The organism is Pseudomonas sp. microsymbiont 2 (genome assembly GCF_054788395.1).
Genome location: NZ_CM139112.1, coordinates 347,482 through 362,522, shown reverse-complemented (window position 1 = coordinate 362,522; position 15,041 = coordinate 347,482). Strand labels below are relative to the sequence as shown.

Annotated in this window: 16 protein-coding genes; 10 read left to right on the top strand and 6 right to left on the bottom strand. The window is 64.6% G+C overall.

The features are described from left to right. Window positions 1-115 precede the first annotated feature (115 nt). From fdhD to ACYUME_RS01590, 5 genes are all read left to right on the top strand, one after another. Window positions 116-943, top strand: coding sequence for a formate dehydrogenase accessory sulfurtransferase FdhD (gene fdhD / locus ACYUME_RS01610; RefSeq protein WP_279887649.1), 828 nt, complete (start codon window positions 116-118; stop codon window positions 941-943). 8 nt (window positions 944-951) lie between these two features. Beyond that, window positions 952-3,297 carry an FdhF/YdeP family oxidoreductase gene (locus ACYUME_RS01605; protein WP_460417901.1) on the top strand — a complete coding sequence of 782 codons (2,346 nt, stop codon included), beginning with the start codon at window positions 952-954 and terminating at the stop codon, window positions 3,295-3,297. A gap of 357 nt (window positions 3,298-3,654) precedes the next feature. Beyond that, window positions 3,655-4,134, top strand: a complete 480-nt coding sequence (locus ACYUME_RS01600; RefSeq protein WP_279888816.1) for a glycine zipper domain-containing protein — start codon at window positions 3,655-3,657, stop codon at window positions 4,132-4,134. A gap of 209 nt (window positions 4,135-4,343) precedes the next feature. Continuing rightward, window positions 4,344-5,153, top strand: coding sequence for a CheR family methyltransferase (locus tag ACYUME_RS01595; RefSeq protein ID WP_460417900.1), 810 nt, complete (start codon window positions 4,344-4,346; stop codon window positions 5,151-5,153). Between the two features lie 118 nt (window positions 5,154-5,271). Further along, window positions 5,272-5,928 carry a response regulator transcription factor gene (locus ACYUME_RS01590; RefSeq protein ID WP_279888819.1) on the top strand — a complete coding sequence of 219 codons (657 nt, stop codon included), beginning with the start codon at window positions 5,272-5,274 and terminating at the stop codon, window positions 5,926-5,928. Here the strand turns inward: ACYUME_RS01590 and ACYUME_RS01585 are convergent. After that, a complete protein-coding gene (locus ACYUME_RS01585) occupies window positions 5,918-6,352 on the bottom strand; it encodes an acyl-CoA thioesterase (RefSeq protein ID WP_460417899.1) in 435 nt (144 codons plus the stop codon). The two genes, ACYUME_RS01590 and ACYUME_RS01585, sit on opposite strands and share 11 nt — an antisense overlap. Window positions 6,353-6,457: 105 nt before the next feature. Between ACYUME_RS01585 and ACYUME_RS01580 the strand changes: the two genes are divergently transcribed. Then, window positions 6,458-6,922, top strand: a complete 465-nt coding sequence (locus ACYUME_RS01580) for a hypothetical protein (protein WP_460417898.1) — start codon at window positions 6,458-6,460, stop codon at window positions 6,920-6,922. Beyond that, window positions 6,922-7,194 (top strand): type II toxin-antitoxin system RelE/ParE family toxin, encoded by a 273-nt coding sequence (locus tag ACYUME_RS01575; RefSeq protein WP_460417897.1) that lies wholly within the window; start codon window positions 6,922-6,924, stop codon window positions 7,192-7,194. The genes ACYUME_RS01580 and ACYUME_RS01575 overlap by 1 nt, the downstream gene beginning before the upstream one ends. 57 nt (window positions 7,195-7,251) lie before the next feature. Here the strand turns inward: ACYUME_RS01575 and ACYUME_RS01570 are convergent, their stop codons facing one another. Both ACYUME_RS01570 and hslO read right to left on the bottom strand, forming a co-directional pair. Beyond that, a complete protein-coding gene (locus ACYUME_RS01570) occupies window positions 7,252-8,793 on the bottom strand; it encodes a phosphoenolpyruvate carboxykinase (protein WP_460417896.1) in 1,542 nt (513 codons plus the stop codon). 179 nt (window positions 8,794-8,972) lie between these two features. After that, a complete protein-coding gene (gene hslO, locus ACYUME_RS01565) occupies window positions 8,973-9,875 on the bottom strand; it encodes an Hsp33 family molecular chaperone HslO (protein ID WP_460417895.1) in 903 nt (300 codons plus the stop codon). 108 nt (window positions 9,876-9,983) lie between these two features. Here hslO and ACYUME_RS01560 point away from each other — a divergent pair, with 108 nt between their 5' ends. Then, window positions 9,984-10,784, top strand: coding sequence for a phosphatase PAP2 family protein (locus ACYUME_RS01560; protein WP_460417894.1), 801 nt, complete (start codon window positions 9,984-9,986; stop codon window positions 10,782-10,784). A 40-nt stretch (window positions 10,785-10,824) separates the two neighbouring features. Here the strand turns inward: ACYUME_RS01560 and ACYUME_RS01555 are convergent, their stop codons facing one another. Then, complete coding sequence (locus ACYUME_RS01555; RefSeq protein WP_460417893.1) at window positions 10,825-11,226, bottom strand: RNA-binding S4 domain-containing protein; 402 nt, start codon at window positions 11,224-11,226, stop codon at window positions 10,825-10,827. A gap of 109 nt (window positions 11,227-11,335) precedes the next feature. Between ACYUME_RS01555 and rimB the strand changes: the two genes are divergently transcribed. Next, window positions 11,336-11,818 (top strand): retropepsin-like aspartic endopeptidase RimB, encoded by a 483-nt coding sequence (gene rimB / locus ACYUME_RS01550; RefSeq protein WP_460417892.1) that lies wholly within the window; start codon window positions 11,336-11,338, stop codon window positions 11,816-11,818. Next, complete coding sequence (gene rimK, locus ACYUME_RS01545) at window positions 11,815-12,720, top strand: 30S ribosomal protein S6--L-glutamate ligase (protein WP_046857513.1); 906 nt, start codon at window positions 11,815-11,817, stop codon at window positions 12,718-12,720. The genes rimB and rimK overlap by 4 nt, the downstream gene beginning before the upstream one ends. A gap of 107 nt (window positions 12,721-12,827) precedes the next feature. Here the strand turns inward: rimK and ACYUME_RS01540 are convergent, their stop codons facing one another. Together ACYUME_RS01540 and ompR are read right to left on the bottom strand one after the other, a co-directional pair. Then, entirely contained in the window at window positions 12,828-14,141 is a 1,314-nt protein-coding gene (locus ACYUME_RS01540) for an ATP-binding protein (protein ID WP_460417891.1), read from the bottom strand. A 94-nt stretch (window positions 14,142-14,235) separates the two neighbouring features. Further along, window positions 14,236-14,976, bottom strand: coding sequence for an osmolarity response regulator transcription factor OmpR (ompR, locus tag ACYUME_RS01535; RefSeq protein ID WP_279882817.1), 741 nt, complete (start codon window positions 14,974-14,976; stop codon window positions 14,236-14,238). Between the last annotated feature and the right edge of the window lie 65 nt (window positions 14,977-15,041).

The window sequence follows — 15,041 nt, the reverse complement described above, 5'->3', positions numbered from 1 at the left end:
CCGCCCCACTGCGACCAATCGACGCGCTCTATCACGGCATAGATGCTAGCGATTAGACGGCACCTGCCCAGCGGCCTAGGCTTGTGGGGTCAAACTGCCGCCGGTATTCGCTCCGATGAACAGCAAGCCCCCGGTCTGCGCGGCGTCCACGCCTCTTGCCCTGCCCGCCGCCAGCAACACCTACGACTATGTCCAGCTCGACGACGCCGCCAGCGACAGCACGCCGCTGGCCGAGGAAGTGGCCCTGGCAATCGTCTACAACGGCCTCAACCAGGCAGTGATGCTGGTCAGCCCCACCGACCTGGAAGACTTTGCCGTCGGCTTCAGCGTGGGCAGTGGCATCGTCACCGGCACCGATGAAATCTACGATGTGAAGCTGTCCGGCAGCGGCTCGGCGCTCTACGCCGACCTGGAGATCTCCAGCCGCGCCTTCTGGAACCTGAAGAACCAGCGCCGCCAGCTGGCCGGCACCAGCGGTTGCGGCCTGTGCGGCGTCGAGGCCCTGGAGCAGGCACTGCCCGAGTTGAACGTGCTGCCCGGCGCGCCCTTGCCACCGGCCGAGTGGCTCAAGGACCTGCGCCAGCGCATCGATGCCTTCCAGCCGCTGGGCCAGCATTGCGGCGCAGTGCACGCGGCGCTGTTCATGGACCGTGACGGCCAGCTGCTGCTGGGCCGTGAGGACATCGGTCGGCACAACGCCCTGGACAAGCTGATCGGCGCCCTGCTGCGCCAGCGCATCGACAGCACGGGTGGCCTGGCCATCGTCACCAGCCGCTGCAGCCTGGAGCTGATCCAGAAAGTCCTGCGCGCCGGCATCCAGACCCTGGTCAGCCTCTCCGCGCCCACGGGCCTGGCCCTGCAATGGGCGCGCAAGCACAACCTCAACCTCATCCACCTGCCCAAACACAGCGCACCGCGTGTGTTCAGCCCTGCGGCGGAGTAGCAACAGCCGTGACCTCCTACGAAAAACTGCCAGACAACGCCCCCGCCTCCGCCCCTCGCTACAAACCCTACCCCGGCCCTGCCGGCGGCTGGGGCGCGCTGCGCAGCGTGGCCAAAGCCTGGGTCGGTAGCGACAACGCCCTGAAGAACATTCGCGCCCTGCTCAAGACCAACCAGAACGGCGGCTTCGATTGCCCCGGCTGTGCCTGGGGCGACTCGCCCGAGAGCGGCATGGTCAAGTTCTGCGAGAACGGCGCCAAGGCGGTCAACTGGGAAGCCACCAAGCGCCGCGTCGACGCGGCGTTCTTCGCCCGCTACAGCGTCAGCGCGCTGCTCCAACAGAGCGACTACTGGCTCGAATACCAAGGTCGCCTGACCGAACCGATGGTCTACGACCCGACCACCGACCGCTACCAGCCGATCGACTGGGAATCCGCGTTCGCCCTGATCGCCCGACACCTGAACGCCCTGGCCAGCCCCGACCAGGCCGAGTTCTACACCTCCGGCCGCGCCAGCAACGAGGCGGCGTACCTGTACCAGCTGTTCGTGCGCGCCTACGGCACCAACAACTTCCCCGACTGCTCGAACATGTGCCACGAGGCCAGCGGCGTGGCCCTGGGCCAGAGCGTCGGCGTGGGCAAGGGCACGGTCACCTACGATGACTTCGAGCACGCCGACGCGATCTTCGTCTGGGGCCAGAACCCCGGCACCAACCACCCGCGCATGCTCGATCCGCTGCGCGACGCCGTGAAGCGCGGCGCCCAGGTGGTCTGCGTCAATCCGCTCAAGGAGCGCGGCCTGGAGCGCTTCCAGCATCCGCAGAACCCGCTGGAGATGCTGACCAACACCGACCGGCCGACCAACACCGCGTTCTTCCGCCCGGCCCTGGGCGGTGACATGGCGCTGCTGCGCGGCATGGCCAAGTTCCTCCTGCAGTGGGAGCGCGAAGCCCAGGCCAACGGCGAGCCGGCGATCTTCGATCATGCCTTCATCGCCGAGCACGGCCATGGCGTGGATGAATACCTGGCGGTGGTCGATGCCACCTCGTGGCAACAGATCCAGGCGCAATCGGGCCTGACCCTGGCCGACATCGAGTTGTCGGCACGCATGTACTGCAAGGGCAAGCGCGTGATCATGTGCTGGGCGATGGGCATCACCCAGCATCGCCACTCGGTGCCGACCATCCAGGAAATCGTCAACCTGATGCTGCTGCGCGGCAACCTCGGCGTGCCGGGCGCTGGCCTGTGCCCGGTACGCGGGCACAGCAACGTGCAAGGTGACCGCACCATGGGCATCAACGAACGCCCGCCGGCGTTCCTGCTCGATGCCCTCGAGAAGCGCTTCGGCTTCCCGGTGCCGCGCCACAACGGCCACAACACCGTCGAGGCGATCCACGCCATGCTCGAAGGCCGGGCCAAGGTGTTCATCGGCCTGGGCGGCAACTTCGCCCAGGCCACCCCGGACACCGAACGCACCGCCCAGGCCCTGCGCAACTGCGAGCTGACCGTGCATATCAGCACCAAGCTCAACCGCAGCCACCTGGTCCACGGCAAGCAGGCGCTGATCCTGCCGTGCCTGGGTCGCACCGACATCGACCAGCAGGGCGAAGGCCCGCAGGCGGTGACGGTGGAAGACTCGTTCAGCATGGTCCACGCCTCCAACGGTCAGCTCAAGCCGCTGTCCAGGCAGATGCGCTCGGAGCCCGCCGTGGTCGCCGGCATCGCCGCGGCCACCCTGGGCACGCGGCCGGTGGACTGGCACTGGCTGGTGGCCGACTACGACCGCATCCGCGCGCTGATCGCCGACACCATCCCAGGCTTTGCCGACTTCAACGCGCGCCTGCGCCTGCCCGGTGGCTTCTACCTGGGCAACAGCGCCGGCAGCCGTCAGTGGAAGACCGCCAGCGGTCGCGCCAACTTCAAGGCCAACCTGCTGCCCGACAGCTTGCTCGACGAGCGTGTGCGCGCCAGCGGCCAACTGCCGGACCTGATCATGCAGTCGATGCGCTCGCACGATCAGTACAACACCACCATCTATGGCATGGACGACCGCTACCGTGGCGTGCGCGGCCAGCGCGACGTGCTGTTCGCCAACGAGGCCGACATTGTGCGCCTGGGTTTCCAGCCTGGGCAGAAGGTCGACATCGTGTCGCTGTGGGGTGATGAACACGTGCGCCGGGTACATGGCTTCACGCTGCTGGCGTTCGACATTCCCGCCGGCCAGGCGGCGGCCTACTACCCGGAAGTGAATCCGCTGGTGCCGCTGGAGAGCATCGGCGATGGCAGCCATACGCCGACGTCGAAGTTCATCGCCATCAAGCTGGAGCGGGCGCGGGACGACGGGCGGATTATCTGATGCCCTGCGCCGCCCCCCTGTAGGAGCGGCCTTGTGTCGCGAAAGGGCCGCGCAGCGGCCCCGGCGATATTTGCTTGATGCACAAATCGTGGGGGCGCTTCGCACCCCTTTCGCGACACAAGGCCGCTCCTACAGGGCAAGCGCGGATACCGAGCAACTGCCCACAAAAAAGCCCTGTTCCGCAACGGTTCAGGGCTTCGTCATAAATACCTCAGACAGCCGAAAATCGAGAAAGTTTCACACATAATTCAATAAGTTAGAGAATTGTGTACAACTCGTGCTACTCGTCGGATTCCGGTTGCCAGCCGCCTCGGCGAGCCTCAAATTCCGCCTCGTCATCCCTCTGAGGCTCTCTTGATGAAGAAGTACTCCTCGATTCTGTTGTTGTCTTTCGGTCTGCTCAGCGGCGTTGCCATGGCAGGCGGCACCACCGAAGCCGGCATTGGCGGCGCATTGGGTGGGGTACTGGGCTCCGTGGTGGGCAACTCCATCGGTGGTAGCACCGGCGGCGCCATCGGTGCCGGCTTGGGCGGCGCGGCCGGCGGTGCCCTGGGTGCCGACAAGCGCCAGCGTGGCGAAGCCGCCATCGGTGGCGCGCTGGGCGCGGCGGGCGGCAACGTCGTCGGTCGCTCCGTGGGCGGCACCACCGGCAGCTACATCGGTGCGGCGGCAGGCGGCGGCGCCGGTGGCGCGCTCGGCAACTACATGGGCAACAAGGCCGATGAGGACGAACGCCGTGATTCGCGCCGCTACCGTCGCGACTACGATGACCGTCGTCACTACGACCGCGGCCACCACTACGGGCACCGCAAGCACAAGCGCCACTGGCGCGACTGATCGCCAGGCTTGCGCCTGACGCCTAAGGCCCTGCCCTCACCGGCAGGGCCTTTTCGTTTGCGTACGCACCGAAGGATTAGGGGCGGCCCCGATATGGAGGCTACTGGCCACTAGTTATCATCGCCGTCTCGACCATGCACAGGACGCAGGGAATGCGCGCGATCATCACCCACCCCTTCTGTTCACTCCGAGGCAGGGAGGGCTGAAGGATGCCCAGCCGTCGCCCGCCCCTGCTCAGCGAAGCCTGCTTCGCGAGCATTCGCCAGCGGGTCATGTTGGCCACGGGCATCCAACTGGCCGATGACCGCCGTAGCGTCGTCGCCATGCGCCTGCACAAGCGGCTCAAGGCCTTGCAGCTGACGGACTTCGAGCGCTACCTCGCGCTGCTCGACACGCCCCCGGGCGCAGACGAGCACGAACAGTTGCTGCGTCTGCTGGTGGCGCGCGACAGCTACTTCTTCCGCGAACATCGTCATTTCGAATGCCTGTCTCGCTGGCTGGCCGAACTCGACCGTCCCGCCCGTCTATGGAGCGCGGCTTGCGCCACCGGGGAAGAAGCCTGGAGTCTGGCCATGGTCGCCGCCGAGCATGCCCGCCATCCGGGCTGGCAAGTGCTGGCCAGCGACTTCGACCGGCAAGTGCTGGAAAGCGCCGACGCTGGCATCTACGACATCGCCCAGGCCCGCTATTTTCCCGAAAGCTGGCTGAGCCGTCACTGCCTGTGCGGTGTCGGTGAGATGGCCGGCCGACTACAGGTCGCGCCAGCCTTGCGCAAGCAGGTACGCTTCGAGGCGATCAACCTGATCCGCCCGCTGCCTGAACATCTTGGCAGCTTCGACGTCATCCTGTTGCGCAACCTGCTGTCGAGCCTGGCGCCGCGCTACAGGCTCGAAGTGCTCCAGCGTCTGCTGGCGCACCTGCGCCCCGGCGGCCTGCTGATCATCGGCCACAGCGAAAGCATCCACGCGCTCGGCCTGCCCCTGCGGCCGCTACTGCCATCGGTGTTCGAACGCCTATGATGAGAGGCACTGCCGCGCCAACCGGCAGACAGGGACTGATCGCGCACCCGCGCGGCAGTACGCTTTCGGAACGAGCAGGCCTGCCGCCCACCTTCCCTTGCGAAACAGGCCCTTATTCATGCCTTGCCGAATCCTGCTTGCCGACCATTCGCCGCTCTTCCGTGCCGGCCTGCGTGCCTTGCTCGAACAGAAGAAAGACTTCGTCGTGGTAGGCGACACCGGCGACGCCATGACGGCCGTGAGCCTGGCGGAAAAACTCAAGCCGGACATCGTGGTGCTCGACATGAGCGGCGAGCTGGACAGCCAGCAGGCCCTGCAGGAGCTGTTCATCCGCGCGCCCGCCAGCCGCGTGCTGATGTTCTCGCCGCGCTCGGAGCTGGATCATGTGATGAGCTGCCTGCAACTCGGCGCCCACGGGTTCCTGCTCAAGAACGCCACGGTGAGCGAACTGGAACAGGCCCTGCAGGCCCTGCGCGGTGGCGGCCAGTACCTGTCGTCGGCGGTGCTGCCGATGGTCATCGGCCAAGCGCTCAAGCACAGCCGCAAGCGTGTTGCCAGTCAGGCCCAGACGCCACCACTGACCACCCGCCAGCTGGAGATCCTGCGCCTGATCGCCCGCGGCGAGACCACCCGCTCCATCGCCGAAGGCCTGGGCCTGAGCATCAAGACCATCGAGGCGCACCGCTCGCAGATCATGCACCGCCTGCAGATCCACGACGTGCCCGGCCTGGTGCTGTTCGCCGTGCGCGAAGGCATCATCCGCCTCAACGATTGAGCGACAGCCCGGCGAGGATCAGTTGCAGGGCCTCGGGCAGCGCCGCCGGTCGCCCTGAGGCCCGCTCGATAAACACCTGGACCACGGTGCCCGCCGCGCAAGCCTCGGCTTCCCCCGGGCGGAACAGTGCCAGACGGTACTCCACCGTGCTTCCGGCCAGGCGGGTGACGCCCAGGCCCACCTCAAGCACGTCGGGAAATCCCGGCAGGGCGAAGAAATCCGCCGCCGAGCTGACCACGAAGCCGGCCAGCTCGCCGTCGCGCAGGTCCAGTTCGGCCTGCTCTACCAGAAATGCCTGGATGGCGGTCTCGAAGAAGCCATGCACGGTGAAGCCGGCGAGGTGACCGTTGTGGTCGTTGTCCTGCGGGCGGGTGAGGATGGGATGGAAATGGGAGAAGGCGGAGCGTTGGGGGGATTCTGTCATGAGGACAACCTGTATTCCTTTGCATGTCAGAGAAGCTTCCCACATAGACTTGGGAACGCCTATAGTCGCAATCAACAGTAGATTGCATAAGATGGTACGCGTCCCATGAAGCCGAGACATACACCCGTGCCGACCCTGCAACTGGATCATGCCCACCTCAGCCGCCTGGCTGAAAGCCGTCGAATCAACGCCACCCACATCGTTGGGCAACCCGGAGGCTGGGCAGTCCAGGTGGATGTCGACGATCAGGAGCACGTACTCACCGCACAGCGTAGCGGCAACGTCCGGCTGTTCAAGAAGCTCGAGACACTGGTCAGCTACCTGCATGATCTGGGTATCGACCATTTCGAAGTCGACAGCTCGATCTGGGATCCGCGACAGACCGCCACCTACCAGCGGCCGGATCGCGCCCAGGCACTGAAAAGGGCCCATGAGGCGGCAGCCTACGACGCCTGGTTCAGCGAACAGGTCGAAGCCAGCCGTCGCGATCCATCCCCCCCGCTGGATGACGAAGACGTCGAGAAGTTCTTTGCCGCCCGCCGAGCCGAGCTGAGAGCCAAGAACCGCTGATGCGCCTTGTCTGGTCGACAATGGCTCGCAACGATCGTCTGCGCATCATGACCGTCGTTGCGCAAGACAACCCGGCAGCGGCGCAAGCACTGGATGAAGCCTTCAGGGACAAGGCCAGACGCGCCGCTCGCAATCCTCGCCTGTACAAGCCCGGCAGATGCGTCGAAACACACGAAGTCGTGGTAACACCCAACTACGTGATGATCTACCAGGTACAGGAGGACGAAGTCGAAATCCTCCGGATCCTGCATGCACGGCAACAATGGCCTTGACATCAAAAACGAAAAAGCCGCCCCGAAGGGCGGCTTTTCATCCGAACCGGCAGCAGCTTACAGCTGCGGGCCAGCAGCCTTGATGGCGTCGGAAACGTCGAACTTCTTGAAGTTCTCGGTGAACAGGCCGGCCAGGCCCTTGGCGGCTTCGTCGTAGGCAGCCTTGTCAGCCCAGGTGTTGCGTGGGTTGAGCAGTTCGGTCTCGACGCCTGGAACAGCCTTCGGCACGTCCAGGTTGATGATGTCCAGGTGCTCGGTCTCGGCACCGACCAGCGCGCCGCTCTGGATGGCCGCGATCACGCCACGGGTGGTCGGGATGCTGAAGCGCTTGCCAACGCCGTAGCCACCACCGGTCCAGCCGGTGTTGACCAGGTAGACCTTGGAGCCGAACGCCTTGATGCGCTTGATCAGCAGCTCGGCGTAGACGCCGGCCGGACGCGGGAAGAACGGTGCGCCGAAGCAGGTGGAGAAGGTCGACTTGATGCCGCCGCCCGAACCCATTTCGGTGGAACCGACCAGCGCGGTGTAGCCGGACAGGAAGTGGTAGGCCGCCTGCTCGTTGTTCAGGATCGACACCGGAGGCAGGACGCCAGTCAGGTCGCAGGTCAGGAAGATGACCGCGTTCGGCTCGCCGCCCAGGTTCTCTGCCGAGACCTTCTCGACGTGCTCCAGTGGGTAGGCCGCGCGGCTGTTCTGGGTCAGGCTCACGTCGGCGTAGTCGGCGTGCTTGTTGGCGTCGATGACGACGTTTTCCAGCACCGCGCCGTGCTTGATGGCTTTCCAGATGACCGGCTCGTTCTTCTCGGACAGGTCGATGCACTTGGCGTAGCAACCGCCTTCGATGTTGAAGACCACGCCTTCGCCCCAGCCGTGCTCGTCGTCACCGATCAGGTAACGGCTTTCGTCGGCCGACAGGGTGGTCTTGCCGGTGCCGGACAGGCCGAAGAACAGGGTCACGTCGCCCTCTTCGCCGATGTTGGCGGCGCAGTGCATCGGCAGCACGTCGGCGGCCGGCAGCAGGAAGTTCTGCACCGAGAACATGGCCTTCTTCATTTCACCGGCGTAACGCATGCCGGCGATCAGCACCTTCTTCTGGGCGAAGTTGATGATCACGCAGCCATCGGAGTTGGTGCCGTCACGCTCAGGCACGCACTCGAAGTTGGCGACGTTGAGGATCTGCCACTCACCACGGCCAGCCGGGTTGTACTGCTTGGGGTTGATGAACAGGCAACGGCCGAACAGGTTCTGCCAGGCGGTCTGGGTGGTCATCTTGACCGGCAGGTAGTGCTCGGCCGCAGCGCCTACGTGAACGTAGGAAACGAAGTGATCCTGGGCGTTGTTGAACGCCTCGACGCGGTCCCACAGGGCATCGAACTTGTCGGCCGGGAACTTGCGGTTGATCGGGCCCCAGCCAATCTGGTCCTGGGTGGACGGTTCTTCGACGATGAAACGGTCAGCCGGCGAACGACCGGTGCGATGACCGGTTTCCACCACCAGTGCGCCAGTATCGGCCAGCACGCCTTCACCGCGTTGCAGCGCTTCTTTTACCAGGTCATCGACGCTCAGGTCGGTGTACACGGTGTTGTTGGCTTGCGTCATGAGATACCCCATCCGGCCCGAGGCCGAGTGCTCCAAACGTTTTGTAGTTGTCTTGAAAAAACTACTACAGCGAAAAAAGTGGCCGGATTATGCCAGAAACGCCCAAAAAAAGTAGGCCCCTCCTGTCAGAACCGCGCTTTTGCGCAATTCGACAGGAGTTTCTCCTGTAGTTAATCGTTTCAGTGCTGAGTTTCCGAGGGCGCCTCGGTGCCGCCGCCAGCAAACAATTGCGCCACATCGCTTGCATCGAAGAGATAGCGTTCGTTGCAGAACTGGCAATCGATCTCGACCTGGCCGCCACACTCTTCCACCAACTGCTTGGCATCATGCTCGCCGAGACTCACCAGGGCGTTGCCGGAACGCTCGCGCGAGCAGCTGCACTTGAAGCGTAGCGGCTGGATGTCGAACAAGCGCACGGCGTCTTCGTGGTACAGGCGGTGCAGCATGGTTTCGTTATCCAGACCGAGCAGCTCCTCGGCCTTCACGGTGTTGGCCAGGGCCTTGACGTGAGCCCAGCTTTCATCGCGCTCCTCGCTGTCCTTGTGGATCTCGGCCGGCAACTGCTGCACCAGCAGGCCACGGGCGCGCACGCCATCGGCGGCCAAGGTGATGCAGGTGTTCACCTGCTGCGACATGACGAAGTAGTTGGTGAAGCACTCCGACAGATCCTTGCCGTCCAGCTCGACAGTGCCCTGATAGCGCTGGCCGTTGACCGGAATGATGGTCAGCACCAGGTGGCCGCCCGGCATCAGATCGGCAAGGCTCGCGTCATCCTTGATCTGCTCGGCTTCGTAGCGCGCCAGACCGCGGATGTCGTGTTCGCTGGTGTACTCGATGGCCAGCAGTGGTACCGGGCCCTGGGACTGCGCCTGGAGGACCAGCAGCCCATCGAACTTCAGGGTGCCAACCAGCAAGGCCGCGGCGGCCATCAGCTCACCCAGCAGATGCTTCACCGGCTGCGGGTATTCGTGCTTGGCCAACACCTCGGCGTAGCTGTGTTCGAGCACGACCATTTCGCCACGTACGTCGCGGTCGTCGAACAGGAAGCGTTGGGTGAAATCGGTATCTGGCAAGTCGCTCATGGTTGTCTGGCTTTCTAAAAATGATTACAAAATAATTACAGGAGACTGAAAGGTCCGTCGCAGAGCGCTCACGAGGCGCTCATTTCCTGCTGGAGATCGAGGTATTTTATGGATAATCGACCACTGTTCCAAGCAAGGTGGTCCTGGGGACCCTTGGCAGCCTGCACCCTGCTGCCCATCGCACTACTGTGTTTCTGGTTGTGGCCCGTTGGCCAGATCCTGTGCCTGACTTTCGACGAGTGGCTGTTCCACAGCCTCAATGCGCCACTGGCCGACAACCTGGTCTGGCGGTCGATCTGGGCGGTCGGCAGCCTGCGCCCCTTCGACATCCTGGTCGGCCTGATCATGCTGTCGCTGCTGATCCGCGGCGATTGGGTGTTCAAGGCCACCCAGGTGCGCCAGGCGTTTTTCGGCTTCCTGGTCACCCTACTCCTCTTAGTGGTGGTTCGCGCGTTGTTTTCCAAGTGGGTCAGCGCAATGGGCTGGCAGCACAACAGCCCATCGATGGTGTTCGACAATGCCGTGCACCTGAGCGACTTCTATCCGAACCTGGAGTCGAAGTGGGAGCTCAAGGACCGCTCCAGCCAGAGTTTCCCCGGGGACCATGCCTCGGTGCTGCTGGTCTGGGCGCTGTTCATGAGCCTCTTCAGCCGCCGCCTGGCGCAACACCTGGTGATCTGGGCATTGGCGTTGCTGTTCATGATGCCGCGCCTGGTGGCCGGCGCCCACTGGGGCCAGGACGACTATATCGGCGGCCTGCTGATGGCGGTGCTGGCCCTGGGCTGGAGCTGCCACACACCCTTGGCGGCCAAGGCCAGCGCGGCACTGGTGCGTTGGACCGCGCCGTTGTTCAACCTGCTTGGTAAGCTGCCGCTGGTCGGGCGGATGAGCGTCGTGCGCGCTGCCTGATCGATCGCAGGGCAAGTCGCAGCGACTTGCCCTGCGATGATTACTCGAAGCTGCCATGCAACTGGTGAATCTGCCGCCGCTGCTTCTTGTTCGGCCGCCCATCGGTGGTCATGCCCAGTGCTCCAGCCTTGCGCATCTCGGCTGCCTGCTCGCGGCGCTTCACGCTCTCGGCGGTTTCCTCATACAGCATCTGCGCCTCGGGTGCCCCGCGCCGCACCGCCGCTAACGCCTTGACCACCACCGTGCGCTCGTCGAACCCGGTACGCAGCACGAACTCGTCACCCACCCGGGGTTCCTTGCCGGGCTTGCAGCGCTCGCCGCGACAGTGCACCTTGCCGCTCTCGATAGCCGCCTTGGCCAGGGCGCGAGTCTTGTAGAAGCGCGCCGCCCATAGCCATTTGTCCAAGCGGACCTTGTCGTCGTCTTCAGGCTTTTGTGCCATGGTTTTTCCTCGAATTCTGTCTTTCACGGAACTGTACTACCGTGACAGACGGATGCAAAAAGTCCGTGCCGTCATTACAGTTCACCACCTCATCCGCAGGGCACGCTTCGTGAAGACATTTGACCACCTGACTGTGATCGGCCTGCGCGAGTGGGTCGCCCTGCCCGACCTCGGTGTTGCAGGCCTGCGCGCCAAGATCGACACCGGCGCCAGCACCTCCAGCCTGCATGCCACCGAGGTCGAGCCGTTCGAGCGCGATGGCCTGCCATGGGTGCGCTTCACCGCGCACCTGGGCTCGGTGGTGCAGTTGCGCCACCGCCGCTGCGAAGCACCGCTGGTGACCATGAAGACCATCAAAAGCTCCAACGGCCATGCCCAGACCCGTTACGTGATCCGCACGCCCCTGGCGCTCGGCGACCGGGTCTGGGAAGTCGAATTCACCCTGGCCTGCCGCAAGAGCATGCGCTATCGCCTGCTGCTCGGCTCGAAGGCGCTCATCCATGGCCAACTGGTGGTCAACCCCGGCCTCAAGTACGTCCAGGACAAACCGGCCTTCCCGGCCACCCTTTTCCCTGTCACAGGTGCTGCATGAAGATCGCTGTGCTGTCGCGCAATCCGCGTCTGTATTCCACCCGCCGCCTGGTCGAGGCCGGTACCCAGCGGGGCCATGAAGTGGTGGTGATCGATACGCTCCGGGCCTACATGAACATTGCCAGCCACAAGCCGCAGATCCACTACCGCGGCAAGCCGCTGGAAGGCTTCGATGCGGTGATTCCGCGCATCGGCGCCTCGGTCACCTTTTACGGCTGCGCGGTGCTGCGCCAGTTCGAGATGATGGGCGTGTACCCGCTCAACGAATCAGTGGCCATCGCCCGTTCGCGGGACAAGCTGCGCTCGCTGCAACTGCTGTCGCGGCGCGGCATCGGCCTGCCGGTCACCGGCTTCGCCCACTCGCCGGACGACATTCCCGACCTGATCCAGATGGTCAACGGCGCGCCGCTGGTGATCAAGGTGCTCGAAGGTACCCAGGGCATCGGCGTGGTGCTGTGCGAGACCACCAAGGCCGCCGAATCGGTGATCGAAGCGTTCATGGGCCTGAAGCAGAACATCATGGTCCAGGAGTACATCAAGGAGGCCGGTGGCGCCGATATCCGCTGCTTCGTGGTGGGCGACAAGGTGATCGCCTCGATGAAGCGCCAGGCCAAGCCGGGCGAGTTCCGCTCCAACCTGCATCGCGGTGGCGTGGCCAGCCTGATCAAGATCACCCCCGAGGAACGCATGACCGCCATTCGCGCGGCGAAGGTCATGGGCTTGAGCGTGGCGGGCGTGGATATCCTGCGTTCCAACCACGGGCCGCTGGTGATGGAGGTGAACTCGTCGCCGGGGCTGGAAGGCATCGAAGTGACCACCGGCAAGGATGTGGCCGGGATGATCATCGAGCATCTGGAGAAGAACAGCGGGCCGAATCAGACACGGACCAAGGGCAAGGGCTGATGGCGCCTTTACGGGCCTCTTCGCGGCTAAAGCCGCTCCCACAGAGAACATGCAAAAACCTGTGGGAGCGGCTTTAGCCGCGAAGAGGCCCGTACAAACAACAACGATCAGACAGCATTACGCGGCAGCAACAACCCCAACGGCAACCTCACCCGCGCCTCGATCCCGCCACCGGAGCGGTTGCGCAACTCGACATTACCGCCATGCTGCGCGGCGATCCGCTTGACGATCGCCAGCCCCAACCCGGTGCCCTTGCCGCCCCGCGCCCGGTCACCACGGATGAACGGGTTGAAGATGGTCTCCAGCTCCGACTCGTCGATCCCGGTGCCACGGTCCAGCACGCTGAGCACCACGTAGGGCGCGCTCTGGTCGCCCGACACATAGGCCGCCACCTCGACCCCCTTGCCGGCATGATGCAGGGCGTTGCCGATCAGGTTGCCGAGCATGCGCTTGAGCGACACCCGCCGCAGCGGGAACGGTGGAATAGGCTCCAGGCACAGGCGCACCTGCTCTTCGTGCTGGTTGTAGGGCGCCACCACTTCGTAGATCAAGTCGTTGAGGTCGACCTCCTCCACCGGCTCGTCGCGCCCGTCGCGGATGAACGCCAGGAACTGGTCGAGAATCGCGTCCATGTCCTCGATGTCCCGCACCATGTCCTCGCTGAGATCGCTTTCGCTGCCCATCAGCGACAGCGACAGGCGCAGCCGGGTCAGCGGCGTGCGCAGGTCATGGGACACCCCGGCCAGCATCAGCTCGCGCTCGCGCCCGGCCTGCTCGACATCCTCGGCCATCTGGTTGAACGCCCGGTACACTTCGGTCATCTCACTGGGCGTGTCGCTGATCGGCAGGCGCACGCTGCGGCCCTGACCGAGCTGGCGCGCGGCGAACACCAGGCGCTTGAGCGGCTGGTTGAGCTGACGCACGAAGATCCAGGCCGAGGCCGTGGACAGCAGGCCGATGGCCAGGAACCAGCCCAGCACGTTCCAGATCTTCTGCCCGCGCAACGGATGCGGGTAAAGCGGCACCTTGAGCCAGTCCGGGCCCAGGCTCGGCGCGTTGACCCACAGGGCCGGCGGCGCATGAATGCGCAGGCGCACTTCGGTGTCCTCGCCCAGCTCGGCCTGCATCTGCCGCTGGTAGATCTCGCTGTAGGGCCAGTGCTGCTCGCCCTCTGGCACGCCGGCGCCGGTAACGCGGATCAGCCCGGCCGCCTCGGCGATCTGGTCACGATTCTCTTCATCCGCGGCCCAGTAGGCGCGCAGCGTCAGGGCCACGCCATGGCTGTACTGGCGATCGACCAGCACGTCCTCGTTCATCAGCAGGTACACGAGTGTCAGTGCCTTGGAGAACAGCACGACGATCAGCACCAGCCAGAGGGTGCGGGCGAAGAAGCTTTGCGGGAACCACAGGGGCGTTTTCATCGATCAACTACTGTGCTGAAAAGGCCGGCTGCCATAGACGAAAACAGGGCGACTCGCATGAGTCGCCCTGTTGCACCCTGACGAGCCGGCAGGCTCATTTGCCGGCGTTTCCGTCCGGCACGAAGACGTAGCCCACACCCCATACGGTCTGGATGTAGCGTGGCTTGGACGGGTCGGGCTCGATCATTCGCCGCAGGCGCGAGATCTGCACGTCGATGGAGCGCTCCAGGGCGTCCCACTCGCGGCCACGGGCCAGGTTCATCAGCTTGTCGCGGGTCAGCGGCTCACGGGCGTGCATGACCAGTGCCTTGAGCACGGCGAACTCGCCGGTGGTGAGCATGTGCGTCTCGTCGCCACGCTTGAGCTCGCGGGTGGCCAGCGACAGCTCGTAGTCGCCGAAGGTGACGGTCTCTTCCTCGCTGCCCGGCGCACCCGGCACGCTCGGGGCCTGGCGGCGCAGCACGGCCTTGACCCGGGCCACCAGTTCATCGGGGTTGAATGGCTTGGCCAGGTAGTCGTCGGCACCCAGTTCGAGGCCCTTGATGCGGCTCAGCTCATCGCCCTTGGCGGTGAGCATGATGATCGGGATCTGGTTGTTCGACGCGCGCAGGCGCTTGCAGGCAGACAGGCCGTCCTCGCCCGGCAGCATCAGGTCGAGCACCACCAGGTTGAACACTTCACGGGCCAGCAGGCGGTCCATCTGTTCGACGTTGGGCACGGTGCGCACGCGGTAGCCCTTGCTGGTGAAGAACCGGTCCAGCAGGTTGCTCAGGCCCGGGTCGTCGTCGACGATGAGAATCTTTTCGCCTTCTGTGGCGCTTGCGGTGCTGGTCATGAATTACTCCTCTGATATCGCCGCGCATTATGGCGTAGCCATTGCCGCGCGTGCCGTGTGCATTG

Excerpts from the sequence above, each read along its gene's own strand:
- fdhD (WP_279887649.1), top strand. The coding sequence starts at position 116 with ATGAACAGCAAGCCCCCGGTCTGCGCGGCGTCCACGCCTCTTGCCCTG.
- ACYUME_RS01600 (WP_279888816.1), top strand. The coding sequence starts at position 3,655 with ATGAAGAAGTACTCCTCGATTCTGTTGTTGTCTTTCGGTCTGCTCAGC.
- ACYUME_RS01595 (WP_460417900.1), top strand. The coding sequence starts at position 4,344 with ATGCCCAGCCGTCGCCCGCCCCTGCTCAGCGAAGCCTGCTTCGCGAGC.
- ACYUME_RS01590 (WP_279888819.1), top strand. The coding sequence starts at position 5,272 with ATGCCTTGCCGAATCCTGCTTGCCGACCATTCGCCGCTCTTCCGTGCC.
- ACYUME_RS01585 (WP_460417899.1), bottom strand. The coding sequence starts at position 6,352 with ATGACAGAATCCCCCCAACGCTCCGCCTTCTCCCATTTCCATCCCATC.
- ACYUME_RS01580 (WP_460417898.1), top strand. The coding sequence starts at position 6,458 with ATGAAGCCGAGACATACACCCGTGCCGACCCTGCAACTGGATCATGCC.
- ACYUME_RS01575 (WP_460417897.1), top strand. The coding sequence starts at position 6,922 with ATGCGCCTTGTCTGGTCGACAATGGCTCGCAACGATCGTCTGCGCATC.
- ACYUME_RS01570 (WP_460417896.1), bottom strand. The coding sequence starts at position 8,793 with ATGACGCAAGCCAACAACACCGTGTACACCGACCTGAGCGTCGATGAC.
- hslO (WP_460417895.1), bottom strand. The coding sequence starts at position 9,875 with ATGAGCGACTTGCCAGATACCGATTTCACCCAACGCTTCCTGTTCGAC.
- ACYUME_RS01560 (WP_460417894.1), top strand. The coding sequence starts at position 9,984 with ATGGATAATCGACCACTGTTCCAAGCAAGGTGGTCCTGGGGACCCTTG.
- ACYUME_RS01555 (WP_460417893.1), bottom strand. The coding sequence starts at position 11,226 with ATGGCACAAAAGCCTGAAGACGACGACAAGGTCCGCTTGGACAAATGG.
- rimK (WP_046857513.1), top strand. The coding sequence starts at position 11,815 with ATGAAGATCGCTGTGCTGTCGCGCAATCCGCGTCTGTATTCCACCCGC.
- ACYUME_RS01540 (WP_460417891.1), bottom strand. The coding sequence starts at position 14,141 with ATGAAAACGCCCCTGTGGTTCCCGCAAAGCTTCTTCGCCCGCACCCTC.
- ompR (WP_279882817.1), bottom strand. The coding sequence starts at position 14,976 with ATGACCAGCACCGCAAGCGCCACAGAAGGCGAAAAGATTCTCATCGTC.